Here is a 24,979-nt window from a genome sequence, read left to right as displayed (position 1 = left end):
ATGAGCTCTTAATTATTAGACTACTTTCAATATAGGCTATTTATATATGTTTGCTAAATCTCTACCAGATTTTTTATATATTATAGTGTGTTAGCATTAAAAAAGCCGCTCGAAAGCGGCTTTTAAATTGTATAGCGTTGCTTATTAGTAAGTCGCGCTACCTTTTGTACGTGGGAAAGCGATAACGTCACGTACGTTACCCATACCGGTTACATATGCAACTAGACGCTCAAAACCTAGACCAAAACCTGAGTGCGGTACAGTGCCGTATTTACGTAGGTCGCGGTACCAGCTGTAATCTTCTTTGTTTAAGCCCATTTCTTCTAGACGCTTATCTAATACATCTAGACGCTCTTCACGTTGAGAACCACCGATGATTTCACCAATACCTGGTGCAACTACGTCCATTGCAGCGACTGTTTTACCGTCTTCGTTTTGACGCATGTAGAAGGCTTTAATATCACGCGGGTAGTTTTTAATAACTACTGGCGCATTAAAGTGCTCTTCAGCAAGGTAACGTTCGTGCTCAGATTGTAAATCTACACCCCATTCAACAGGGTATTCGAATTTCTTGCCACACGCTTTTAAGATTTCGATAGCATCTGTGTAATCAACTTGTGCGAAATCTTTAGTTACGAACTCTTCTAAGCGTGAGATAGCTGTTTTCTCAACACGTTGTGCAAAGAATTCCATATCGTCACGACGCTCAGTTAATACTGCATTGAAAACATATTTCAGCATGTCTTCAGCAAGTTTTGCGATATCTTCTAAATCTGCGAATGCAACTTCAGGTTCAACCATCCAAAACTCTGCTAAGTGACGAGATGTGTTTGAGTTTTCAGCACGGAAAGTCGGGCCAAAAGTATAGATTTTTGACATTGCAGATGCGTATGTCTCACCATTTAACTGACCAGATACTGTTAAGAATGCTTCTTTACCGAAGAAATCTTCACTGTAATCGATGTCGCCTTTATCTGTGCGTGGCAAGTTTTGCATATCTAAAGTAGATACACGGAACATTTCACCGGCGCCTTCACAGTCACTAGCAGTGATGATAGGTGTGCTGATCCAGTAGTAGCCTTGCTCGTGATAAAAACGGTGAATCGCTTGTGCTAAACAGTTACGTACACGGGTTACCGCACCAATGATGTTAGTACGAGGGCGAAGGTGTGCGTGCTCACGTAAATATTCAATGCTGTGACGTTTAGCAGACATAGGGTAGGTGTCTGGGTTCTCAACCCAACCTAATACTTCTACAGAGTTAGCTTGAATTTCGAAAGACTGACCTTGACCTGCAGATGGCACTAGAACACCGGTTACAGATACAGAACAACCTGCTGTTAAACGTGTTACTTCATCATAATTATTGAGTGAATTAGGTACTACCGCTTGAATAGGATCAAAACACGAACCGTCATGAACGGCTAAAAATGAAATTCCTGCTTTTGAATCGCGGCGTGTACGGATCCAGCCTTTTACTGTTACTTGGCTGTCTACCGCAACCTTGCCTTTTAATAGCTCTGAAATCGCTAAATGGCTCATCTTCACTCCAATGATATAAGTTGCCTAATATAATAATGCTGTGCATTGCACTTGAATCGACTATCTTACCCTCGTAAATCAAATAAAAAAACTATTGTGACGCACTCTTTAGTAGTTTTTCTTCAATTGAGTAAAATAGCAGCAATATTTTGCGTAAAATTTGCGTTTATTTAAATTCTCGCTGCGCTAATTGGTTATTTTGTGGCATCATTAACAATTACTGTCCTTTAGTCTTTAATTAAATTGTATAACAGGTGCTATGAAACAAGTTTTTATTCTTCGCGGCTTACCAGGCTCAGGTAAATCATATTACGCACAAAGCCTTGCTGATGAGTTGGTAGCTGGTAATGAAAGTGATTATGTCGTGTGCGCAACAGATGATTATTTTTACAATAGCGAAGGTGAGTATCAATTTGATAAGTACAAGTTATCTGAGTATCACAATCTAAACCTTGCCCGCTTTATTAATGCCTTAGCAGAAGAAATCCCGTTAGTAATTGTTGATAACACTAATATTAAAAAGTGGGAATTTATCGCCTATGCACAAGCGGCCACTGCACTGGGTTATCAAGTAAAAGAAGTGATCGTTGGTGAAATTAAAGATAAATCATTACAGCACCTTTATGCCAAGCGCTGCGAACATAAAGTACCACTTCGCATGATAAGTAAAATGGCTTATATGTTTGAATGGTAAAGTTTAAAGAAAAGGAAGCATTCGCTTCCCAAGAGGGCGTGTTGACCTTTGTGGATTAAAATTTGTTCACTCTAGGGGCGATTTAATCGCGGCGCGAGATTTGTAACCTAGTGGGCTAAGTAAAAATCGAGCAACAAAGAGTTAATCGCCCCTAGAAAGAACCCGAAGGGCAGCGCGTGTTTGGCATTGATGCTGCGTTATCGCCTATTTATGTGGAACAATCACACTACATAGGCTCTGCCTTGCCTAAATACCAAACACACTGCTGCAAAATTAATCACAAAGGGTCAACACGCCCTAATACGCCTGCTGTTCTATGGCTGCATAAATAGCATTGCATAACTTAGTTAAGCTTTGTTCGTCGCTTATGTAAGGCGGCATTAAATAAATTAAATTACCAAACGGGCGTATCCACACACCTTGCTCGATAAAAAAGCGTTGAATCTTTGCTACATCTACACTTCGCTTAAGCTCAACAACACCAATTGCCCCCAATGTTCGCACATCAACGACTGCATCGAGCTGCTTACACTTTGCAAGTTGCGCTGTCAGTACATCATTTATGTGTTCAATTTGCTCTTGCCACGGTTGCTCAAGCAGTAAATCAATACTCGCACAGGCTGTAGCACAGGCAAGCGGGTTACCCATAAAAGTTGGGCCATGCATTAATACGCCGGCTTCACCTTCACTAATGCCAACAGCGACTTTACTGGTGGTTAATGTTGCTGATAGGGTCATCATGCCACCCGTTAATGCTTTGCCAATACATAAAATATCAGGCTCTATGTTGGCGTGCTCAACAGCAAACAAGGTGCCAGTGCGGCCAAAGCCTGTGGCAATTTCATCACAAATAAGTAAAACATCATACTTATCACAAAGAATGCGCAGGTGTTTTAAGTAATCGGGATGGTAAAAATTCATGCCCCCAGCATTTTGAACTATGGGTTCAATGATAAATGCCGCAACATCTTGATGGTGAGCGGCAAAGTAGCTTTCAAGTGTATCAGCTTCAGCAGGGCTAAACTCGCCGTTAAATTTAGCACTCGGCGCAGGCACAAAAACATGTTCAGGTAAAAATCCGGAGTACATGCTGTGCATTGAATTAACGGGATCGCAAACGCTCATCGCTGCAAAGGTATCGCCATGGTAGCCCTTAAGCGGCGTCATTAATTTTTGTTTGCTGGTGTAACCTTGGCTAAGCCAGTACTGCAAGGCCATTTTTATGGCAACTTCAACACTCACAGAGCCACTGTCGGCTAAGAACACCTTATCGAGTGACTCAGGTGTGATACTGACTAGCTTTTTACATAGCTCAACAGCGGGCTCGTGAGTTAAACCACCAAACATGACATGGCTCATTTTGCTAACTTGCTGGGTGATTGCTTCATTTAAAACAGGGTGGCAGTAACCATGGATGGCACTCCACCAAGAGGCCATACCATCTATTAGGCTTTCGCCAGTTTCTAAGAAAATACGATTTGTATTGGCATGACTGACTGGGTAAACGGGCAGGGGCTGAGTCATAGAAGTATAAGGGTGCCAAATATGCTCACGATCAAAATCTAAATCTATTGGTTGTTTATTAATCATATGTAAACTTTATATCACTTCGATTCGTTGACAATGTTACGTCAAGTCGTAGACTAAGCCAATCTAACCGTCCCAATAATTTAAAAAAAGAGACTATTATGGAGCACGCAGTTGTCCGTCACGATTGGACTCACCAAGAAGTAAAAGCATTATTTGAAATGCCGTTCAATGATTTGTTATTTAAAGCGGCCAGCGTACATCGTGAAAACTTCAATCCAAATGAAGTACAAATTTCTACTTTATTATCTATTAAAACCGGTGCTTGCCCAGAAGATTGCAAATATTGTCCTCAGTCAGGTCATTATAAAACAGACTTAGACCGTGAACGCCTTATGGAAGTAGAAAAAGTGGTTGAGCAAGCGCGTGTTGCCAAAGAAAAAGGCGCTACCCGTTTTTGTATGGGCGCTGCGTGGTCTGATCCGAAAGAACGTGACATGCCTTATATTTCAAAAATGGTAAAAGAGGTTAAAGAGCTCGGCCTTGAAACCTGTATGACCCTTGGCATGCTAGATAACGAAAAAGCCCATGCATTAAAAGACGCGGGTCTTGATTACTACAACCATAACTTAGATACATCACCTGAGTATTACCAACAGATCATTACAACACGAACTTACCAAGACCGTTTAAACACCATCGATAACGTGCGTGATGCCGGCATGAAAGTGTGCTCTGGTGGTATTGTTGGTATGGGCGAGCAGGCTGCTGACCGTTTTGGTTTATTAATGCAATTAGCTAATTTGCCGCAGCAGCCAGAGAGTGTGCCAATTAATATGTTGGTTAAGGTTAAAGGCACGCCACTTGAAGATGTCGAAGACTTAGACCATTTTGAGTTTATTCGTACCATTGCTGTTGCACGTATCATGATGCCGAAAAGCTATGTTCGGTTATCTGCTGGTCGTACGGCGATGAATGAACAAATGCAATCAATGTGTTTCTTTGCTGGTGCTAATTCAATTTTCTACGGTGATAAACTACTGACTACAGAAAACCCTGAAGCAGACGCAGACATGATGCTGATTAAAAAATTAGGCATGAACCCAGAAACCCGTGAAGATTATTCTGATGAAGCGGTTGCAGCATCACTTTCATCAAAAGTTGCTGATAAAGCAACATCAGAACTATTTTACGAAGCGTAATATTTAAATGGCTTTTGATTTTATTGCCGAGCATCTTGTTGAGCGACAAGCAGATGCATTACTGAGAAAGCGCCAACTTGTTGAGCAATCAAGCGGGCGCTTTATTCAGGTTGCAGGCAAACAGTATTTAAATTTTGCCAGTAATGACTACCTTGGCTTTTCGGATGATTTTATTGAGATACAAGCGCAGCAGCTAGGTAGCCACAGTTCAGCATTAGTGAATGGTTATAATAAACCACAACAACAGCTTGAGCAGCGTTTATGCGAGTTATTAGGCTACGAAAGCGCCATGTTATTTAATAGCGGATTTAGTGCTAATAGCAGCGTATTAAAAGCGTTGTTTCAAGATAAAACCGTGGCGCAATCATCGGCAATTTTTCAAGATAAGCTTAATCATGCCAGCCTAATTGATGGCGGCCTTCATTCTGCCGCTGCCATGGTGCGCTTTAATCATAACGACCTTAGGCACTTAGAATCTCGGTTACAAAAGTCAAAAGCAAAGCATAAGCTTATAGTGAGCGAAGGGGTGTTTTCGATGGATGGCGATCAAGCCCCCATTGAAGCACTTTGTAAACTCGCTAAACAATACAACGCGTGGCTGATGATTGACGATGCCCATGGCTTTGGCGTGTTAGGTGAGCAAGGCTTAGGCAGTTGTGAGGCAATCAAGCCTGATTTACTGATCATCACCTTTGGCAAGGCACTGGCAAGTAGTGGCGCTTGCCTGCTTGCATCAAAGCAAATGATTGATTACATGTTGCAGTTTAATCGCGAATACATATATTCAACAGCGATGTCAGCACTGATGGCAAGTTGTACTCTTGAGCGACTCGAAAAGATATTAAAAGCTGATGAAAAACGCTCTCAGCTTACAGAGAATATTGCCTACTTTAGAGCACTTGCCAAAGAGCATAACTTAGCATTAATGGAATCATCAACGGCTATTCAGCCTTTAGTATTGGGCGATGCAGAGCACACGCTAGCGGTTGCTAATAAGCTTAAAGAGAAAGGCGTGTGGTTAACCGCTATTCGACCACCCACGGTGCCATTTAATACGGCTCGACTTAGAATAACCTTAAGTAGCGCACATCAAGCTGACGATATAAAACAGCTGGTTGATTCGCTAGTGGAGTGTTTATGAGTGTTCAACTGCAAGCGCCTTTAAGTTTTCAACACAGTAATAAGCTAACAACACAAGCTAAGTTCTCTAAAGCAGCTGCAAATTACGCAAGCCATGCTAATGTTCAAAAACAAGCGGCTGCGCACTTATTTAAAATGATGGCAAGTAAACATCAGCAGGGTACTTGCCTTGATTTAGGGGCTGGGCCTTTAGTTAACACGGCAATGCTTAAAACACACTTTGATACTGTATTGGCAATGGATTTAAGTCATTCCATGCTAAGCACAGAGCAAAACCCGCATTGTTTAAAAGTGTGTGCTGATATGGATAACCTACCATTACAGCAAAACTCCCTTGATTGTGTGTTTAGTAATTTTGCAATGCAATGGTCTGCTGATTTAGAGGCACTAATTAAAAATCTTTTTTCCGCATTAAAAGCGGGCGGTAAGGTTTATTTAAGCTGCGTGGTAGATGGATCCCTTAAAGAGATCAAACAGGCTTTTGCTTGTTTAGATGAGCAAAACCATATTAATCAGTTTCATAGTGCTAGTCACATTATTGAGTATGCAAAATTGGCGGGGTTTAAACTGAATTTTGCAGCCGAAAGATGTTATATAGATTCCTATAACTCTCCCTTAGATGCGCTGCGGTCGATAAAAGCGATTGGTGCTACCTCATTGCAAACTAAGCAAAAACGCAAAGGGTTATTAACAAGACAGGCACTTAATAGTGTTTGTAAGGCTTACCCTCTGGTTGATGGGCATGCTAGAGTGAGCTATCAAGTTGTCCTTTTAGAACTAGAAAAATAGAATTAACTCAAAAATGAAAGAATTTTTTATCACGGGTACAGACACCGATGCCGGAAAAACCCATGTCACCAGTTTATTATTAAACTTACTAGCACAACATAAACAGCGTGCGGTTGGGTTTAAACCCATTGCAGCAGGTGCCGAAGAAGCATTTGGGCAGCTAGTCAATGATGATGCATTAACCTTAATGGAAAGCTCATCAATTGGTGTTAAATACAACATTGTTAACCCCTTTACCTATGAGCCACCCATTGCACCGCATATTGCAGCTGCCCAAGTAGGTGACAGACTGTCATTTGATAAACTCGATACTGCTTATGCAAATGTAAAAGCACTCAATACCGATTATATTCTTACAGAAGGTGCAGGCGGTTGGTGTTTACCTATCAACGAAACTGATTTACTGTGCGATTGGGTTAAATCACAAAACCTTGATGTTGTTCTAGTAGTAGGCATGAAGCTTGGTTGCCTTAATCACGCACTATTGACAGCTGCTCACTTTAAAGCGCTCGGTGTAAATTGTGTGGGTTGGATTGCAAATCATGTAGACCCAAACATGCGTGAACAAGACGCCAATTTAGAAACACTAAAATCAGCATTGCCTTTCCCGCTTTTAGCGATTAGTCCGTATACAGACGGCACCCCTAAATTAAAAATTTACAAAACCTTACTTGAAATTTTATCTATCAACCCATAATAATTGAGTTGTTACTTTTGACATACTCTGTCACAATTGGTTGCAATTAGTTCCTTGCAACCAATTGCATAAGCCCTAAACTGAGTTGGTAGAACACCCAGATAATTTTATTAACTAACGATTTTTAACCATGTCGTTAGTTAATACAATTGGTATGTTTATTCTGAGGTTTTTATGAAGCGTGTATTTTTGTTTCTACTGACTAACTTAGCGGTAATGCTAGTGTTAGGTATTGTGTTGTCTATTGTGATGAGCGTACTGGGTATTAGCCATCGCAGTCTAGGCGGCATTTTAGTTATTTCGACCGTATTTGGTTTTGGTGGCTCGTTTATTTCGTTATTTATGTCGAAATGGATGGCAAAAAAATCAACTGGTGCACATGTTATTGAACAACCTCGTTCTGAAACAGAACAATGGTTAGTTTCGACGGTAGCAGCGCAAGCTAAAAAAGCAGGTATCGCGATGCCAGAAGTGGCTATTTACGATAGCCCTGAAATGAACGCATTTGCGACCGGCCCAAGTAAGAACAACTCGCTGGTGGCTGTGAGCACAGGTTTATTACACAACATGAATCAAGATCAAGCTGAGGCGGTATTGGCTCATGAGGTGTCACACATTGCAAATGGTGACATGGTAACGCTGACACTTATCCAAGGTGTAGTGAATACCTTTGTTATCTTTATGGCGAAAGTATTGGCAGGTATTGTTGATAACTTCCTTAATAGTGATGAAGAAGAGGGCGGGAGTAGCTGGACATACTTCTTGTTCGATATGATTTTCCAAATGTTATTTGGTGTTCTAGCAAGTGTGATTGTTGCATACTATAGCCGTAAACGCGAATTCTCTGCGGATGCCGGTGCAGCAAAACTAGTAGGTGCAGATAAAATGCGCAGCGCCCTTGAGCGTTTAAAACAAAACCACCCATCACAACTTGAAGGTTCAATGATGGCATTTGGTATTGCAAGCGGTAAAGGTGTTGCTGAATTATTCTCATCGCACCCACCACTTGATGAGCGTATTAACGCATTACGTTAATTTAAACACGAAAAAGCCAGCTTGATGCTGGCTTTTTTTATTGTTGGTTTTTCTCTCGCTCGAGTTGTTGTGGCAATAAAACCTCAACAATTTCACGGGCCGGTAAGGTATACCTTACGCCATCAAACATCACAGAAGTATGTTCATCAATACTGGTGATCCCTGTTAAGGTCCAGCCTTCCCCGCGTTCTTTACAGTATACTGTGGTGGTAGGTTGAATTACTTTAAATTCTTCACTCATCGAACTTAATCTAATTGCTTGAAATTGCGTTTATAGTAAGACAATAATGCCAGCTCATAAAGCAAAAAGAAGAAATTAACGTGTCTAGCCACGATGACTTAGCCTTTGACTTACGCCCAATTCGTCATAGAGATTGCCAAGCGATATGGGATATTTTAAAAGATCCGCAAGTACAAACATTTAATGATTACGGCGCTGATATAACGAAAGGTGACGTGTACGACTTTATTCAAGGCGACATAGAACGTTTTTATAATCAACAAGGCATTCGTTTAGTTATTGTTTTACGAAGTAGTGGGCAGGTTATTGGCAGCGTAGGCATATTTAACATAATTGACGGACAGGGCATGTTGGGGTTTGAGTTGTCGTCTCAATACTTTGGCAAAGGAATAATGCAAAAGGTACTAGATATGCTATTTGAAAAACTGACGACCTATGTACCTGCTCCGCTAAACAGTGTGTTAGCTTTAGTTAACCCAAATAATAGCGCAAGTATTAAACTTTTAACTAAATGTGGCTTTCAACAACATGACACTCACTGGGTAAAATACGTTAGCTAATTACTATAATAGTACAATCTTGTTCTGGTAGGGTTGCTACTATAAAATAGCGCCTCATTTTTAAAAAGGAGCGCTTGCAGCTATGGCAAAAGCAAAGCCAATTACCACTATTGAAAGTTACGGCATTTACAGTCATTGGGATGCAAAAGAGAAAGACCTGCCACAAATCACCGAGTTTACAACAGACGTTCCTGCACAGTTAGATATTGAATTTGGCTTTATAGTTAACATTAAAAAGGCCAAAGGACAAAAAATTAAATTTTGCGTTTACCACCCAGATATTCCGGATGAAGATGGCGAGATCATGCCACCGTTTGAGGGCGAACAGTACGTTAAAACAAACGATTGGCAGTTTTATTTAGGTGATACGATATGGGCACCTGTTGACAATAAAGTAGGTATTTGGCGCATGACTATTGAGTTAAATGGCCATATAATTGCTGATAAATCCTTTAACTTATTAAAGGAAGCCGAAGGCACTGCCACTGAATTTTGGAAGCATCGCGGTTATTAATCTTTAAACCTGAGAGGGACTATGTATCAAGGAAGTTGTTTATGCAGCAAAGTAAAAGTAACTATTGCTGGTGGTATAGACTCAATTATTCATTGTCATTGCTCCTTATGTCGTAAAAACTCAGGCACAGCCTACGCAACCAATGGCTTTATTCAACGAGATGGTTTTAACCTCACAGAAGGTAAGCAGCATCTAAGCGCGTTTGAATTTAAACCCGGCAGAATTCGTTATTTTTGTAGCTATTGTGGCTCACCTATTTATAGCGAGAATAAAGATGACCCAAGCCGCTTACGTATTCGCTTAGGTTTATTAGATAGCGATATAAATGAGCGCCCGATCAGCCATAACTTTGTAAGCTCTAAAGCAAATTGGGATACATTTGACGAAAAAACTCCATGTTATGATGGTTTTGAACCAAGTAGGGGGAAGTAACAGCCATGATAGCGAATACACCAAAACCGCCTTATTACGCCGTGATTTTTACGAATACCTTATCTGACGATACCACCGGTTATGAAGAAATGGCTAATAGAATGGTAGAACTTGCAGAGCAACAACCAGGGTATTTAGGTATAGAGTCTGTTCGTGATGGTTTGGGTATTACGGTGTCGTATTGGCAAAACTTAGATGCGATAAGAGCCTGGAAACAAAACGTTGAGCACTTAAACGCCCAACAGCTCGGCAGAGACAAATGGTACAGCGCCTTTACAACGCGTATTGCTAAAGTAGAACGCGATTATTCATTGTAATAGCCATTAACCATAAAAAGAACACATCATACTGTTTTGGGGTTTATTTCAATCTCGGCAAATATCTTTGAATTTAAGATTTTTAAATCAACAGATATGGGGTGTAAGAGGGGCTATTAATATTTACGTGCAAATAATGAGAATAATCCCATTATTTGCTTATTCAAAAATGCAAAATCTCTTTTCCTTTCTATAATTTAAATATCAATAGCTTGCAGACTTTCTTGTCATCTTTTGTGGTGCCTTATTAGCTACTTAAATATTTATCGATAATACAGGACTCGATGTGGAATCTTCTTTGTTTATCAAATACGGTGGTTTTTCTCGAATTTATAAAGTCATAGAAAAGTTTTATGACAATATTTTGAAGTCAGAAACCCTTAATGCTCATTTTAAACATACCAACATGGAAAGGTTAATTCATCATCAAACAAGTTTTATCTCATCTTTAATGGGTGGACCTGATTACATCAGTGATGAACAGCTAGCACAAGCCCATAAAAATTTAGGTATTAATATTAAAGATTGGCAAGAAATGATAAATATCTTGTCGCTTACATTTTCTGAACAAGGAATATCAGAAGATGACGCGAAGCAAGTCATAGCTAAGCTTGAAACAAAGCGAGACTTTATCGTATGTCATTAGAGCAAAACAACGCGTATTATTCTGTTTTAAATTATTTGCAGTTACCTGTCGTTGTTTTGTCGGCTAATGAACACAAGGAAGTATTTCAAAACAACTCATTTCAACTTGTTGCACAGCATTATCTAGATGCATCGAACAATCCAACTAACAGAAGCTTAGTACAATTAATTATTTCGAAATTATTAGAAAATGATACTGATAAGCTTGAAGTGGAAATTAATAACGGTTCTTATCGTAATATATTTAGATTTACTGCCAATGTAGTGGGTGAGCACGTCATTGTTGAAGGTGAGGATATCACCGAACTTAAGAGAAACCAGTTTTTGTTTAACCGAACAAACACTCTCTTAGAAGACTACAGTAAGCAAATGTTTGAACTTGCTCATACTGACCAATTAACAAATGTGCCAAATAGGCGAGCCTTATTTGCAAAATTCAGTCAGTTACAATCAAATCATAAAGAATTTAGTTGTACAGTTTCAATTATCGATCTTGATCACTTTAAGCATTTTAATGATTCATTTGGCCATGATTTTGGCGACCAAGTATTAGTCACCTTTGCAAAGCATGTAAAAGATAGCATTGATGATACGTGTTACTTTGCAAGACTTGGCGGTGAAGAGTTTTGCCTTATTCAAATAAACAATAAAGACACGTTTTGTTTTGCCAATACAGAAACACTACTTCAAACAACTAAGACCATAAAGCTAATGACACCTGATAACTCAAATATAGGTATGTCGTTTAGCGCAGGTGTTGCTGTGTATGGTAAAGACGGCATTTCACTTGATGAGCTTTTGAATAAAGCTGATAAAGCACTTTATATTGCTAAAGAGAATGGCCGTTCGCGTGTAGTAAAGTTTGAAGGTGCTTAAAACGCTAAATTGATTACTGATACTTTATACATTTTAGATTCGCTAAAAGATTAATAGCTTATTTTTCTGCTAACACGTACCCATTCCAACATACGTAACATATAAGCTATTTACTAAAGTGAAGTGTAACCGTCATTCGTTATTATCGGAAATTTGAACGCTCCATTGCTAACTTTTCTGGCTAGTTATCAGTTAATAGCTCTGGTAGAAATAGAATATTCAGAAAAGGAACTATTATGCTTTAGTAAAATGTGTAATTAGCTTGTCTTACATTTCTTAAATACAAGCATAATCCACAAATTTGTGAAGAGGTGCTAAATGTCGGTTGATTTAGAATTAAATAAGAGAAATGCTATTGAGTTTTACAAAACCGCTTATCTAGGAAATCCATCTGTAGCGGTTGAAAAGTATGTAGGCGAAGTATACATACAACATAATCCTTTAGTTGGTGATGGAACAGCCTCATTCATTGCCTATTTTGAAAAAATGCATAATGAATATCCAGATAAGAAAATTGATTTTGTTCGTGCCATAGCAGAAGGTAATCTTGTTGCACTTCATACTCACCAAATATGGCCCGGGAATGACCAATATGTCACTATGGATTTCTTTCGGTTTGATGAAAATGGCAAGATTGTTGAACACTGGGATTCAATACAACAGATACCACAAGAGACTTTGAATGGTAACTCAATGTATTGAATATGTACGTAAGCGACTTATCGTTGTAAAGCCCACAATAGTGGGCTTAGTGTTTATCGTAGCTACAAAGTATAATTAAATCCGATAGCTATACCGTCATCTTCGGTTTGAGACATCTGTGTTTCTTGCTCTGCGTCATTACTTGAAAAGTCACTAAAATCCTTACGAGCTTCGATATATAAAATGGTATCTTCAGCCATAAAGTAGTGCACACCTAAAACTGCAAATTGGCGTTTAAACACATCTTCAGGGTCGGCATTAAAGTTAGGCTGAATAACATAGTCACTACCTGTATCAAATACGTTATAGGCAACAAAAGTACGAATGTCATTATCAAAGCGATAACTTAGAATTGACTCTAAACCAACGGCATCTTTGATTAAGCGTCCTAAGTTGTCGGTGTCGTGGTTTTCGTTTTTATTTATATTTGCTGATGCATACCAGCCTGGTTTATAAAAATCACCATAAGTAACACCAACACCATAGATAAGATCTGTAACGAGTTGATCGCGACCGTTTGCATAAACAATATCAAATTCGCCGCGGTTAACCCCTGCAGTAAATTTTAAATTATTTGTTGCATTGTAGGTGATAGCCGCACCATAGGTTGAATTAAACTCTACTCTTTGTGCTGCGGCATTACCTTGATTAAATAACAGTTCACATGAACTTCGTGATATGTCTGCAATGTCGCAGGTATAAAAGTCATCTGATTTCAGTTGCGCTTGTAGGGCAAGATGAAATTTTCCCCACGTATTACGATACTGTAGTACTTTATCACCGCGACCAGTACCATTTACTGCACCGTCATCTTTATTGTAGGTATAAACACCCGCGGCGTTACCATCCCACACTAAACTGTAGTTGGTGTTATAAACAACGTCATACCATGCACCCCATTGTTTGCCTAATGTAATTTGACCATAGTCTTCATGTTTAAGGCCAACATAGCCAAGTCGGTTATATAAAAACTCATCTTGAATCGATTCAAAGCGATTATTATAAATAATGTCACTACTACCAACAGGGTTTACACCCCATTCTAATAATGCCAAGGCTTGCCAGCCATTTTTTAATTGACGCTTAAAATCTAAATTGATTCGTGATGCACCATTAACTACCTCTGTTTCACCTTGTGTATTAATAACCCTTGCATCTATAAAGCCACCTATAGTGACACTATTGGTTTGATCGTTGTAGATCTCGATGGCATTCGCTGTAGGCATGCTTATCATGCCCGCAACAAAAAAGGCAGCGTGTGTTCTTTTCATAATGTACCTTGATTAAATATTGTCCCTAATAGGTATAATTTAGTTAAGAGTCGGAGATTATCAAAGCTAAAATTGGGTCAAAAGTGAAAAATTATCATGCAACAAACCTTGTTTGAGGAAAAATTATTCACTTTAGGTTCACAATATCGAATTATCAATGAGTTAGTGAGCTTAAAATATAGACACTTTCTGACTAAGCGTTCTCAGCATCAATTTTGTATTCGGAGTTTCAGCGCCCAATCCATACAATAAGGTCATAAAATAGCAGTCGAGTAATATAGCAGCTTTAACTTTATTAAATTGCGGTTGATCGGCAAATACTAATGATTGAATTAGTTCCATGTGTTGTTGTTGAAAGGTTTTGCAGAACAAGCGTTGGCTAAAAAGCACTTTATAAAAGCGGTGATGTAAACAGTAAAATTGATAAAAGTATTGAGCATAATGATTGATTTTAAGACGAGGAGGGCGGTGAATGTCGGTTTCTTTGGCAAGTTCTAATACGTCATGAAACCTTAGATCAAGACATGCTTCTAAAATCGTAATTTTACTATCAAAATGTTTAAACAAAGTACCGATTGCAATACCACAAGTAGAAGATATTTGCCGTGTAGATGTTTCATTGAACCCATGTTTAGAAAAAAGTTGCCAAGCAACATTTAAAATATGCTGATGTGTCTTATCGTAATTACCCATAGCTAATATCTTAATTTTTATAGTTAAATTTAAAAGTGAGCGCGTTCACTAATAAAAGTGAGCGTGTTCACTAAATGTAGACCTAACAATTTTAGTTGTAAATTGAGGAATTGATTTAACTAATCTTTCATGGCGTGCCAAGCGGCTTTAGTTTAAAATTGCACACAGTTTCATTTTTACTTTTTACCCGCTGGAGGGTACCGCTATCATTAGTACAGCTAATATCACCATGCAATTTGGTGCTAAACCTTTATTCGAAAATATCTCAGCAAAATTTGGAGACGGTAACCGTTACGGTTTAATCGGTGCGAATGGCTGTGGTAAATCAACCTTCATGAAAATCCTAAGTGGTGAACTAGAGCCATCTTCAGGTAATGTCAGCACAGATCCAAACGAGCGTATTGCTAAACTAAACCAAGACCAGTTTGCTTACGAAGAGTTTTCTGTAATCGACACAGTGATCATGGGTCATAAAGAGCTGTGGGAAGTAAAAAAAGAGCGTGACCGTATTTACAGCTTACCTGAGATGAGCGAAGAAGACGGTATGCGTGTAGCAGACCTAGAAACTGAGTTTGCCGAAATGGATGGTTACTCAGCAGAAGCTAAAGCAGGTGAGTTACTAATTGGTGTAGGTATTGGCACAGAGCAACACTACGGCCCTATGTCTGAAATTGCACCAGGTTTTAAACTGCGTGTGTTACTTGCACAAGTGCTGTTTTCTGATCCAGATATCATGCTACTCGATGAGCCTACCAATAACTTGGACATTTACACCATCAAGTGGCTAGAAGACGTGTTAAACCAACGCGACTGCACCATGATCATCATTTCGCACGACCGTCACTTCTTAAACTCAGTTTGTACACACATGGCTGACATTGATTACGGCGAGCTTCGTATTTACCCGGGTAACTACGATGAATACATGTTTGCTGCAACGCAAGCTCGTGAGCGTCTACTAAGCGAAAATGCCAAGAAGAAAAGCCAAATTGCAGAACTTCAACAGTTCGTATCGCGCTTCTCTGCGAACGCTTCAAAAGCAAAACAAGCCACGTCGCGAGCTAAACAAATTGATAAAATTCAGCTTGAAGAAGTTAAAGCTTCTTCTCGTCAAAGCCCGTTTATTCGTTTTGAGCAAGAAAAGCAGTTATTCCGTAATGCCTTAGAGCTAACAAATTTAACACAAGGCTTTGAAGAAACATTATTCAGTGGCCTTGAAGGCCTAGTTGAAGTAGGCGAGCGCATTGCAATTATCGGTGAGAACGGTGTTGGTAAAACCACACTATTAAATACTCTTGCTGGTCGTTTAGCACCGAAGCAAGGTGAATTTAAATGGTCTGATAACGCTAATATCGGTTATTACGCTCAGGACCATGCTGACGAGTTCGAACAAGACATGAACTTATTCGAGTGGATGGAACAATGGCAACAAGAAGGTGACGACGAACAAGTTGTTCGTAGTTTCTTAGGTCGTATGCTGTTTTCACAAAACGATATCAAAAAGTCAGTAAAAGTGATTTCAGGCGGTGAGCAAGGCCGTATGCTGTTTGGCAAAATTATGATGCATAAACCAAACATCTTATTAATGGATGAGCCAACCAACCACATGGATATGGAATCTATCGAAGCGCTTAACTTAGCACTTGAAGCATACGAAGGGACATTATTGTTCGTATCTCACGATAGACAATTTGTATCATCGCTTGCAAACCGTATTTGGGAAATCAAAGACGGCAAAGTTATCGACTTTAAAGGTACATACACTGAGTACCTAGCAAGCAAAGAAGCTTAATTAGCTGATGAGTGATTAAAAGCCATGCATGTCATGGCTTTTTTGTGCTTCTAGAGTCGCATCTTGATGTGGTTTAAGAGAATTTATACTGCGTTATAGATTTTAACAATAGAACCTCTATTATTTGCATCAACGCCCTTGCAAAAACGCTTTTAATTCCAACTGAAACTCGCATCTTGATGTGAGTTAGGTATATAATACCCGCCACAAAATAAGGACAAAAGTCCGCTTTTTAGAAAACTATTTAACTGAGGTGTATTTATGACTGTTGGCATTATTATGGGTTCCAAATCAGACTGGCCAACGATGGAACATGCGGCGTTAATGCTAGAAAAATTCGGCATTGAATACGAAACTAAAGTTGTTTCTGCTCACCGTACCCCTCAATTACTTGCTGACTATGCAAGTTCAGCTGCAGATCGCGGCATTAAAATTATTATCGCCGGTGCCGGTGGTGCTGCGCACTTACCAGGTATGGCTGCGGCGTTTACATCACTGCCAGTTTTAGGTGTGCCAGTTAAGTCTAAAACACTTAATGGTGTAGATTCGTTATTATCTATCTGCCAAATGCCTAAAGGTGTTGCGGTCGGTACATTGGCTATCGGTGAAGCGGGTGCTGCAAATGCTGGCCTTTTAGCGGCACAAATTTTAGGTTGCCAACAGCCTGAAATCTTCGCAAAAGTTGAAGCTTTCCGTAAAGAACAAACAGACACTATCTTAGCTAACCCTAATCCTGCAGAGTAATATGAATATTCTAATTTTAGGTGCAGGTCAGTTAGCTCGTATGATGAGCTTAGCGGGTGCACCGCTTGATTTAAATGTTGTTGCCTACGATGTGGGTAGTGAAAAAATCATTCATCCATTAACTGGTGAAGTTCATAACAGCACATTACAACAAGCTATTGATAACGCAGACGCGATTACAGCAGAGTTTGAACACATTCCTGATGATGTACTTACATTATGTTGTCAAAGCAATAAGTTTTATCCGGGTAAAGCGGCAATTAAAACAGGTGGCGATCGCGCACTTGAAAAAGCATTACTTGATAAAACAGATGTTGAATGCGCGCCTTACCAGCTAATTACAGAAAAAGCGCACCTTTTTGCTGCCGTAGAGCGTTTAGGCAAGCCGCTTGTGATCAAAACTTGCCAAGCAGGTTACGATGGTAAAGGTCAGTGGCGCTTAAAGTCTGATGATCAAATTGACCAAATTTGGTCAGAAATGGCAGATTTCATTGCATCAGGCACTGAAAGTGCGCCGCATTCTATTATCGCTGAAAAGATGATCCCATTTGACCGTGAAGTATCTATCATTGGTGCACGCGACAAAGCGGGTAACACCGTTATTTATCCATTGACTGAAAACCAACACACCAATGGTGTACTTACGCTTTCAGTTGCGGGTAAAGAAAAAGCAGCAATTCAAGAACAAGCAGAGCTTGCTTTTAACAAGTTAGCGCAAGAGCTTGACTATGTGGGTGTATTAGCAATTGAGTTTTTTGACGTACAAGGTACGTTATTAGTTAACGAAATTGCGCCACGCGTTCATAACTCTGGTCACTGGACACAGCAGGGTACACATTGCTCACAGTTCGAAAACCACATGCGCGCTGTTGCAGGTTTACCATTAGGTAGTACAGCGTGTCTTCGTCCTACTGCCATGATCAACGTACTTGGTCAGCCTTCAATCCCACACTCAGTACTGGCAACGCAAGACGTTACAAGTCACTGGTATGGTAAAACGGCTAAACCAGGTCGTAAGATGGGTCATATCAATGTATCGGCTGATAACCTTCACCAATTAGGTGAACGTTTAGCGGCACTGGCTGAAATTCTACCAGAGCAAGAGTACCCAGGAGTAGCTGATACCAGCACTCAACTTATTTTAAACTAATCAGTTTAAATTCTTAAAAGCCGAGTTTATCTCGGCTTTTTAATTACCCGCAAACTTCGCTAATTTTGTACCTCTTGTCTCAAAGCACTTGCGTCAGGGTCATCTTGCTATAGACTAATATTTTTATATTAATATTAGATCGTTATGTTACATCCTCGATTAAGAACAGTCGTATTTGCGTTCTTTATGGCGCTGTTTATGTCTGGATTTATGTCTTTAGTGATCAGCATTTTTAACGTTGGTTTAATCGATAACATTGCAACCATTTGGCTTAAAGCATGGGCTTTTGCATTTTGTGTGGCGTTTCCTACTGTTATATTTGTTGCACCTGTGGTGCATAAGCTAACCAATAAACTTATCAGAGCACCGTTGTGATAGCCGAACGCCCAAAGCAGTTTCTATTTATTGCACTATTTTTAGTATCAGCATTACCATTTGTTGGCTCTGCTACGGCACTTGTCGTCGGTGCTTTATTTGCCATGATATTAGGCAACCCATTTGCATTGCAGTCACAAAAAATAAGTAAATGGATGCTAAAGTTGGCGGTGATTGGCTTAGGCTTTGCTGTTGATTTTAATCAAGTTATAGAAGTAGGTCGCAGCTCTATTGTGCTTACTATTGTTAGTATTACCGCTATTATTGGCCTTGGTGAAATTTTATCTCAGTTATTTAAGTTAAATAAAAACACCGGTGTACTTATTTCTTTTGGTACCGCCATTTGTGGTGGTAGCGCCATTGCAGCAATGGCGCCGGTTATAAAGGCCAAAGATCACGAAGTAGCTATATCACTCGCTGTGGTGTTTTTATTAAACGCCCTTGGCTTAGTGTTATTCCCAATGATTGGTCATTACTTTGGCCTGACTGAGCAACAATTCGGTGTTTGGGCTGCACTTGCTATTCACGACACCAGTAGTGTAGTGGGGGCTTCCGCTGCGTATGGCGCATCAGCACTTGCTATTGCCACAACCATTAAACTAACTAGAGCGATGTGGATAATCCCTTACACAAGCATCGCGGGTGTTTTTTGGAAATCGGATGAAAAAGCCAGTATCCCATTGTTTATATTTGGCTTTTTAGCGGCGGCACTGATTAATTCAAGCTTTCCTGAATATCAAACACTGTGGCATGCACTCAATGTGGGTGCTAAACAAGTTTTAGTAATGACCTTATTTTTGATTGGTAGTGGTTTATCTATTTCAGTCTTAAAACAAGCGGGCATTAAACCTTTTATCATGGCGATGATCTTATGGATCATTGTCAGCAGTATTATTTTACTACTTATAGTAGACGGATTTATTTCATGAAAAACGCTTTATTAACTTCTTCAATAGCACTAGCTGTAGGCTTATTTGCTAACAATGTATCGGCTGCTGATTTACGTGTTGCTACCTTTAATGTGAGTATGGATGCAACCAACTATGCTAAAAAAGGCGAAGCAATAGATAAAGATGCTTTAAGTAAAGCATTAGCGAGCAACCACCAGCAAATTCGCAACATTGCCGAAATTATTCAGCGCGTAAGACCAGATGTTATTTTACTCAATGAATTTGATTATATTGATGCCGACAAAGGCATTAACGTATTTCGTAAAAACTACCTGCAAGTATCGCAAAATAAGCAGGTTGCCATCGATTACCCGTATTACTTTATTGCACCTGTTAACACTGGTTTACCTACTGAGTTTGACCTAGACAACGATGGTGTAAAGGGGCATTACAAAGGCGACGCACACGGCTTTGGCTTCTTTGAGGGGCATTATGCAATGGCTGTATTGTCTCGCTACCCAATCGATTTAGATAAAGCGCGTACATTACAAACATTCAAATACAAAGATATGCCAAATGCACAAATGCCTATCGACCCCAAAACAGGTAAAAACTGGTATTCAGCTGAAGAGTGGCAAGCAATTCACCTAAGTTCTAAGTCTTTTTGGGATTTACCAATAGATGTAAAAGGTAAAACGTTTCACTTGCTTGCATCGCACCCAACGCCGCCTGTTTTTGATGGTGACGAAGACCGTAACGGTAAGCGTAACCACGATGAAGTACGCCTAGTTGCAGATTACATCAACAATGCTAACTACATTTACGATGATAAAGGTCAAAAAGGTGGCTTAAAAGCGAAAAGCCGTTTTGTTATTGTTGGTGACTTAAATGCTGCGCCAGAAGGGGGTAAGGCACGCCCGAATACCACAGACCAAATTTTAAAAAATCCATTAGTGAATACCTCTTTTACGCCAACAAGCAAAGGTGCAAAAGAATCGTATAAAGAAGATTACGCTAAAAACTATACCGCTTATTGGCAGGCTCGTGCTGATTACGTTTTACCTTCAAATTATGGTATTGAAATAAACGGTGGTGGCGTTTTTTGGCCACAGAAAAACTCTGAACTGTTCCGTTTAATTAAAGATCGTAACGCATCATCTGATCACCGTATGGTATGGCTTGATATCAGCTTAAAATAAGCTGTTATTAAACGGAAAAGTTTGGCTGTTTATCCTATAAAAATTGCTATTTCATCAGTGCTTCTGCTTAAATAGGGCGAATTATAATAACCCGTAAGAAGCACTATGAAATTCAAAACCACTGCTAATAAAACGTTAGTGGCTCTCGCAGTCGCATCTAGCTTCATGCTAGCAGGTTGTCAATCAACCGCCTCAACGCCTTCTGAAGAACAAGTTATCAATGTAGCACCAGTAGTTGCTACTCCTGCTGATACAGGTTCAGCTGAAATCACGTTAGAGCAAGCAATGGCTCACCCTGATTGGTTAGGCCGTCAACCTGAGCGTGCTTTCTGGAATGGTGATTCTAACAGCATCGTTTATGCACAAAAGCAACAAGGCAATGAGTTACGCGATTTATACGTTCAAGCGGTAAATAGCCAATCTGCATCACAATTAGCGTTAAACAAACTACACACTGTAGGCGCTAAAAATGCCGTTTACTCGGCAGATAAAAAACAACAGGCTTATGCATTTGAAGGTAATATCTTCGTTAAAAACCTAAGCAATGGGCAAATTACACAAATCACTCACGATAGCGCACAGCAATCAAAACCACAGTTTTTAACTGATGGTAGCCTTGCATATCGCCAAGGTAATGCATTTTATAAAGTTGATTTAGCAACGGGTCGTCAAGTTGAATTAGTTAACTTACACCTAGACGATGCACCTAAAGGTGTACAAGAGCCAGACACTTACATCGCAAAAGAGCAGCACAAACTAATTGATTACATTGCGCTTACGCACAAAAACAAAAAAGATCGTGAAGAGCGTAAAGCACAAATCAACGAGCAAAACGACAGCATTGCTAATGCACAGTTTTATTTAGGTAAAGGTAAGCGTTTAGCAGATGTACAGCTTTCACCAAATGGCCAAGCACTTGTTGCAGTAACCACAGAAAGCCGTTCATGGCGCGATGAAGGCGATATCATGCCTAATTACATTGCCGATGATGCACGCGTTAAAGCAGAAAAAGTACGCCGCCGTGTTGCTGATGAAAAACCAATCAGCTCAGATGTAGTTTACATCGACCTTAAATCAGGCGAGCAAACAACGCTTGCATTCGATACCTTACCTGGCTTTGATGAAGATGTACTTGCAGCTGTTAAGAAAGAAAACTACGCCCGTGATGGCAAAACTTATAAGTCTGAAAAAGCACCACGTGCCATCAACTTAATGATGGATTGGGGTTGGGACCAAAGTGCAATCCAATGGAACACTGATGGTTCACAAGTGGCACTAATGCTTGAAGCATGGGACAACAAAGACCGTTGGTTAGCTACTGTTGATACACAAAACAACAAACTTGTTTCGCAGCACCGCTTACACGACGATGCATGGGTTAACTATGCATATAACGATTTTGGTTGGTTGAACAACTCAGACACGCTTTACTACTTATCTGAAGAGTCTGGTTACAGCCACATTTATAAAAAGCCACTTAATGGTAAAGCAACGCAGCTAACTAATGGCCAATTTGTTGTTTCTAACTTAACGTTAACAGCTGATAACTCAGCGATTTACTACAAAGCGAACGTTGAGCACCCAGGTCTTTACGAAATCTATCGTGTAAACCCTGCAAACGGTGAATCTGAGCAAGTAACAAACCTTGATGGTATGACTGATTACCAGTTAAGCCCAGATGAAAGCAAACTATTGCTAACTCACTCAAAAATTATGTCGCCGCCTGAGCTTTATGTTGCTGATGCAAAAGCAAATACTCAAGCGACGCAGTTAACGCACACGGTTTCTGATGAGTTCTTAGCCAAGAAACTGATCGCACCTAAGATTGTTGCTGTGCCTTCAAGCCACACTGATCAGCCAATTTACGCAAAAGTATATTACCCAGCTGATTATAAAGAAGGTGAAACAGGTAAAAACCGTAAAGCGGTTATCTTTAACCACGGTGCTGGTTACCTACAAAACTCACACATGGGTTGGTCTGGTTACTTCCGCGAGTTTATGTTCCACTCACTACTGGCTTCAGAAGGCTACGTAGTAATGGACATGGACTACCGTGCATCAAAAGGTTACGGCCGTGATTGGCGTACAGCTATTTATCGTCAAATGGGTACACCTGAAATCCAAGATTTAGCAGACGGCGTAAGCTGGATGGCAGACAACGCAAACGTAGATACACAAGCTGTAGGCACTTATGGTGGCTCTTACGGTGGTTTCATGACGTTTATGGCGCTATTCACACAACCTGATTTATTCAAAGCAGGTGCTGCACTTCGCCCGGTAACTGATTGGGCTCACTACAATGGTCCTTATACGTCTAACATCTTAAACCACCCAGATGTTGACCCAATTGCCTATGAAAAGAGCTCACCAATTTACTTTGCTGAAGGGCTTAAGAGTCGTTTATTAATTAATGCGCCTATGGTTGATGACAATGTATTCTTCCAAGACTCAGTTCGCTTAGTACAACGCTTAATTGAGCTTGAAAAAGAAAACTTTGAAACAGCGATCTTCCCAGTTGAGCCGCATGGTTTTGTACAACCATCAAGCTGGTTAGATGAATACCGTCGTATTCATAAGCTATTTAATGAAACGCTTTAATCAATAGCGTAAATGAAAAACAGCCACTTTAAGTGGCTGTTTTTATTTGTAATCGAATTTATCTATAAGGGTTATTTGCAGTAAAATTCACTCACATCGAGTACTGTCTTACCTTCTTCTGAGTCGTTTTCAAAAATTAAACTATCACCCTCTAAACTCATTTTATAGTCTTTCATCCATGATAGATTAGCTATTAACTCCAATTCATAGCGATTAAACGAAACAGGGCACTTTAAATACACATAATGGTGAGCAGTTCCAAAAGCTCCAGGGTCTGATGTGTAGACATAAAAGGTGCGATATTCAAATGCTTGTTCTTGGTGAACGTAATCAGTATTTGAGTTAAACATGATGTTGAATAATATAAGTAAACCAATGCCAAAGAACATTAAGCATGAATACAAAATACTAAGAATAAGGGTCAAATGATCAATAATTTTATTCTTAAACGATTCTTTAACGATACTGTATTTTGCTAACAACAGACAAAACCCAATACAAAGTGAGCAAAATACTATGATGTAATAAATATTATCAAGGCTTGCCATAAACGTTGGTGAAACAAATTTTAAGTTTACCAATTGGCCAAATAGCCCAGCCAATAGAGGCCCGTAAAGGCAAAATAGGATAATGCGAAGGTAAATATCTCCTTTATTTTCATTCATCTAAAATTCCTTTTTCAAGTTAACAAAGAGCAGTTGTAAAGAGCCAGTAAGGTTACTCGCGCTTTTTTATTATTTTAATGAAGATAGGCAAAGCGAGTAGTGTGCCGCCAACTGCGCCGATAAAGTGGGCGTCAATGGCAACATTAGAGGCGATTAACTGAGTCACCGATTCACTCGGGCCTGCTATTTGCTCCCAAATCACTTTAGCCCAAGTACCAGCGAACAATAACCAGCCTGATAGCATGCCTGCTTGTACATCTTTAACTGCACCCCAAATGATCACACCGTGCAACAGGGCACTTAATCCGGTGTAAATTTGGATATCTGGGCAAAATAGCCACACACCTAATCCACACCACAGTGCAAGAACAATAATATTAAACGCATAGCGAGCAGGGCTTGTATGCTCAGCGTGTAGAGCCCAAATTAATAAAATTCCGGCGCAATTTAAGCCTAGATGTGGCCAATTAGCATGCACAAATTGGCTAGTGAAAATGCGCCAAAATTCACCATTTGCAACTAACTCACGGTTAAATTCAAGATATTCATTTAAGTTGAAAAGTGCAAACAAGGAACTAAGTAGTACTAAACACAGTGGCGGCAGAATATATTCTAGTTTCAGGGGCAGGTTTATCATGTTATTTTTGGTGTATCTGAGATTGTCGCCTATTGTGCACGTTTAATTTTAA

At 39.8% G+C, this 24,979-nt stretch carries 27 protein-coding genes; 20 read left to right on the top strand and 7 right to left on the bottom strand.

Annotation, left to right across the window (positions count from 1 at the left end; all coding sequences use genetic code 11):
- Positions 1-144: 144 nt before the first annotated feature.
- Complete coding sequence (gene asnS / locus NO991_RS06305; RefSeq protein WP_130166360.1) at positions 145-1,542, bottom strand: asparagine--tRNA ligase; 1,398 nt, start codon at positions 1,540-1,542, stop codon at positions 145-147.
- 259 nt (positions 1,543-1,801) lie between these two features.
- On the opposite strand from asnS, the gene NO991_RS06300 reads away from it, so the two are divergent.
- The gene (locus NO991_RS06300) at positions 1,802-2,236 is read left to right on the top strand and encodes an ATP-binding protein (RefSeq protein ID WP_235372977.1); all 435 of its coding nucleotides are present in this window, start codon (positions 1,802-1,804) and stop codon (positions 2,234-2,236) included.
- Positions 2,237-2,533: 297 nt separating this feature from the next.
- On the opposite strand, the gene bioA is transcribed toward NO991_RS06300, so the two are convergent.
- Complete coding sequence (bioA, locus tag NO991_RS06295) at positions 2,534-3,826, bottom strand: adenosylmethionine--8-amino-7-oxononanoate transaminase (protein ID WP_371351804.1); 1,293 nt, start codon at positions 3,824-3,826, stop codon at positions 2,534-2,536.
- Between the two features lie 98 nt (positions 3,827-3,924).
- Here bioA and bioB point away from each other — a divergent pair, with 98 nt between their 5' ends.
- The 5 genes from bioB (at position 3,925) to htpX (ending at position 8,626) form a co-directional block, all read left to right on the top strand.
- Positions 3,925-4,965 (top strand): biotin synthase BioB, encoded by a 1,041-nt coding sequence (gene bioB, locus NO991_RS06290; protein WP_054553903.1) that lies wholly within the window; start codon positions 3,925-3,927, stop codon positions 4,963-4,965.
- Between the two features lie 7 nt (positions 4,966-4,972).
- On the top strand, positions 4,973-6,106 hold the full coding sequence (locus NO991_RS06285) for an 8-amino-7-oxononanoate synthase (RefSeq protein WP_300360060.1): 1,134 nt from the start codon (positions 4,973-4,975) through the stop codon (positions 6,104-6,106).
- Positions 6,103-6,894 carry a methyltransferase domain-containing protein gene (locus tag NO991_RS06280; protein WP_300544021.1) on the top strand — a complete coding sequence of 264 codons (792 nt, stop codon included), beginning with the start codon at positions 6,103-6,105 and terminating at the stop codon, positions 6,892-6,894. The genes NO991_RS06285 and NO991_RS06280 overlap by 4 nt, the downstream gene beginning before the upstream one ends.
- A gap of 13 nt (positions 6,895-6,907) precedes the next feature.
- The gene (gene bioD / locus NO991_RS06275; protein WP_300419285.1) at positions 6,908-7,591 is read left to right on the top strand and encodes a dethiobiotin synthase; all 684 of its coding nucleotides are present in this window, start codon (positions 6,908-6,910) and stop codon (positions 7,589-7,591) included.
- 174 nt (positions 7,592-7,765) lie between these two features.
- Complete coding sequence (htpX, locus tag NO991_RS06270; protein WP_054561446.1) at positions 7,766-8,626, top strand: protease HtpX; 861 nt, start codon at positions 7,766-7,768, stop codon at positions 8,624-8,626.
- A 37-nt stretch (positions 8,627-8,663) separates the two neighbouring features.
- Here the strand turns inward: htpX and NO991_RS06265 are convergent, their stop codons facing one another.
- Entirely contained in the window at positions 8,664-8,867 is a 204-nt protein-coding gene (locus NO991_RS06265) for a hypothetical protein (protein ID WP_054561447.1), read from the bottom strand.
- An 80-nt stretch (positions 8,868-8,947) separates the two neighbouring features.
- Here NO991_RS06265 and NO991_RS06260 point away from each other — a divergent pair, with 80 nt between their 5' ends.
- From NO991_RS06260 to NO991_RS06230, 7 genes are all read left to right on the top strand, one after another.
- Positions 8,948-9,427, top strand: coding sequence for a GNAT family N-acetyltransferase (locus tag NO991_RS06260; RefSeq protein WP_199529556.1), 480 nt, complete (start codon positions 8,948-8,950; stop codon positions 9,425-9,427).
- An 82-nt stretch (positions 9,428-9,509) separates the two neighbouring features.
- Positions 9,510-9,941, top strand: a complete 432-nt coding sequence (locus NO991_RS06255; protein WP_138616765.1) for a DUF3859 domain-containing protein — start codon at positions 9,510-9,512, stop codon at positions 9,939-9,941.
- Between the two features lie 21 nt (positions 9,942-9,962).
- Positions 9,963-10,373 carry a GFA family protein gene (locus tag NO991_RS06250; RefSeq protein WP_371351803.1) on the top strand — a complete coding sequence of 137 codons (411 nt, stop codon included), beginning with the start codon at positions 9,963-9,965 and terminating at the stop codon, positions 10,371-10,373.
- 5 nt (positions 10,374-10,378) lie between these two features.
- Positions 10,379-10,690 carry an antibiotic biosynthesis monooxygenase gene (locus NO991_RS06245; RefSeq protein WP_371351802.1) on the top strand — a complete coding sequence of 104 codons (312 nt, stop codon included), beginning with the start codon at positions 10,379-10,381 and terminating at the stop codon, positions 10,688-10,690.
- A gap of 286 nt (positions 10,691-10,976) precedes the next feature.
- Positions 10,977-11,336, top strand: coding sequence for a group 1 truncated hemoglobin (locus NO991_RS06240; RefSeq protein WP_339979385.1), 360 nt, complete (start codon positions 10,977-10,979; stop codon positions 11,334-11,336).
- Positions 11,327-12,211: a GGDEF domain-containing protein gene (locus tag NO991_RS06235; RefSeq protein WP_371351801.1), complete on the top strand. Its 885-nt coding sequence runs from the start codon at positions 11,327-11,329 to the stop codon at positions 12,209-12,211. The genes NO991_RS06240 and NO991_RS06235 overlap by 10 nt, the downstream gene beginning before the upstream one ends.
- Positions 12,212-12,529: 318 nt before the next feature.
- Positions 12,530-12,913 (top strand): nuclear transport factor 2 family protein, encoded by a 384-nt coding sequence (locus tag NO991_RS06230; protein WP_371351800.1) that lies wholly within the window; start codon positions 12,530-12,532, stop codon positions 12,911-12,913.
- 62 nt (positions 12,914-12,975) lie between these two features.
- Here the strand turns inward: NO991_RS06230 and NO991_RS06225 are convergent, their stop codons facing one another.
- Positions 12,976-14,184 carry a porin gene (locus NO991_RS06225; protein WP_371351798.1) on the bottom strand — a complete coding sequence of 403 codons (1,209 nt, stop codon included), beginning with the start codon at positions 14,182-14,184 and terminating at the stop codon, positions 12,976-12,978.
- A gap of 171 nt (positions 14,185-14,355) precedes the next feature.
- Complete coding sequence (locus NO991_RS06220; RefSeq protein WP_199529560.1) at positions 14,356-14,877, bottom strand: TetR/AcrR family transcriptional regulator; 522 nt, start codon at positions 14,875-14,877, stop codon at positions 14,356-14,358.
- 205 nt (positions 14,878-15,082) lie between these two features.
- On the opposite strand from NO991_RS06220, the gene NO991_RS06215 reads away from it, so the two are divergent.
- The 7 genes from NO991_RS06215 to NO991_RS06185 all read left to right on the top strand — a co-directional run bounded on the left by NO991_RS06215 (position 15,083) and on the right by NO991_RS06185 (position 23,625).
- Positions 15,083-16,669: an ABC-F family ATPase gene (locus NO991_RS06215; RefSeq protein ID WP_082401562.1), complete on the top strand. Its 1,587-nt coding sequence runs from the start codon at positions 15,083-15,085 to the stop codon at positions 16,667-16,669.
- A 261-nt stretch (positions 16,670-16,930) separates the two neighbouring features.
- Complete coding sequence (gene purE / locus NO991_RS06210) at positions 16,931-17,413, top strand: 5-(carboxyamino)imidazole ribonucleotide mutase (protein WP_054553887.1); 483 nt, start codon at positions 16,931-16,933, stop codon at positions 17,411-17,413.
- A gap of 1 nt (position 17,414) precedes the next feature.
- Positions 17,415-18,563 carry a 5-(carboxyamino)imidazole ribonucleotide synthase gene (locus tag NO991_RS06205; RefSeq protein ID WP_371351797.1) on the top strand — a complete coding sequence of 383 codons (1,149 nt, stop codon included), beginning with the start codon at positions 17,415-17,417 and terminating at the stop codon, positions 18,561-18,563.
- 144 nt (positions 18,564-18,707) lie between these two features.
- The gene (locus NO991_RS06200; RefSeq protein WP_054553885.1) at positions 18,708-18,938 is read left to right on the top strand and encodes a DUF2798 domain-containing protein; all 231 of its coding nucleotides are present in this window, start codon (positions 18,708-18,710) and stop codon (positions 18,936-18,938) included.
- Entirely contained in the window at positions 18,935-19,867 is a 933-nt protein-coding gene (locus NO991_RS06195; protein WP_187489585.1) for a YeiH family protein, read from the top strand. Before NO991_RS06200 ends, NO991_RS06195 begins: the two co-directional genes overlap by 4 nt.
- The gene (locus NO991_RS06190) at positions 19,864-21,027 is read left to right on the top strand and encodes an endonuclease/exonuclease/phosphatase family protein (protein WP_300360042.1); all 1,164 of its coding nucleotides are present in this window, start codon (positions 19,864-19,866) and stop codon (positions 21,025-21,027) included. The genes NO991_RS06195 and NO991_RS06190 overlap by 4 nt, the downstream gene beginning before the upstream one ends.
- A 105-nt stretch (positions 21,028-21,132) precedes the next feature.
- Entirely contained in the window at positions 21,133-23,625 is a 2,493-nt protein-coding gene (locus NO991_RS06185) for a prolyl oligopeptidase family serine peptidase (RefSeq protein WP_371351796.1), read from the top strand.
- A 71-nt stretch (positions 23,626-23,696) separates the two neighbouring features.
- Here NO991_RS06185 and NO991_RS06180 read toward each other — a convergent pair whose 3' ends face one another.
- Entirely contained in the window at positions 23,697-24,290 is a 594-nt protein-coding gene (locus tag NO991_RS06180; RefSeq protein WP_371351795.1) for a hypothetical protein, read from the bottom strand.
- Between the two features lie 52 nt (positions 24,291-24,342).
- Positions 24,343-24,927, bottom strand: coding sequence for a rhombosortase (gene rrtA / locus NO991_RS06175; protein WP_371351794.1), 585 nt, complete (start codon positions 24,925-24,927; stop codon positions 24,343-24,345).
- Positions 24,928-24,979: the final 52 nt, after the last annotated feature.

The sequence above is a fragment of the Pseudoalteromonas sp. DY56-GL22 genome, from assembly GCF_041414715.1.
GTDB lineage: Bacteria > Pseudomonadota > Gammaproteobacteria > Enterobacterales > Alteromonadaceae > Pseudoalteromonas > Pseudoalteromonas simplex.
The sequence above is the reverse complement of the archived record's forward strand: the minus strand, read 5'-3'. Positions and strand labels throughout refer to the sequence as shown.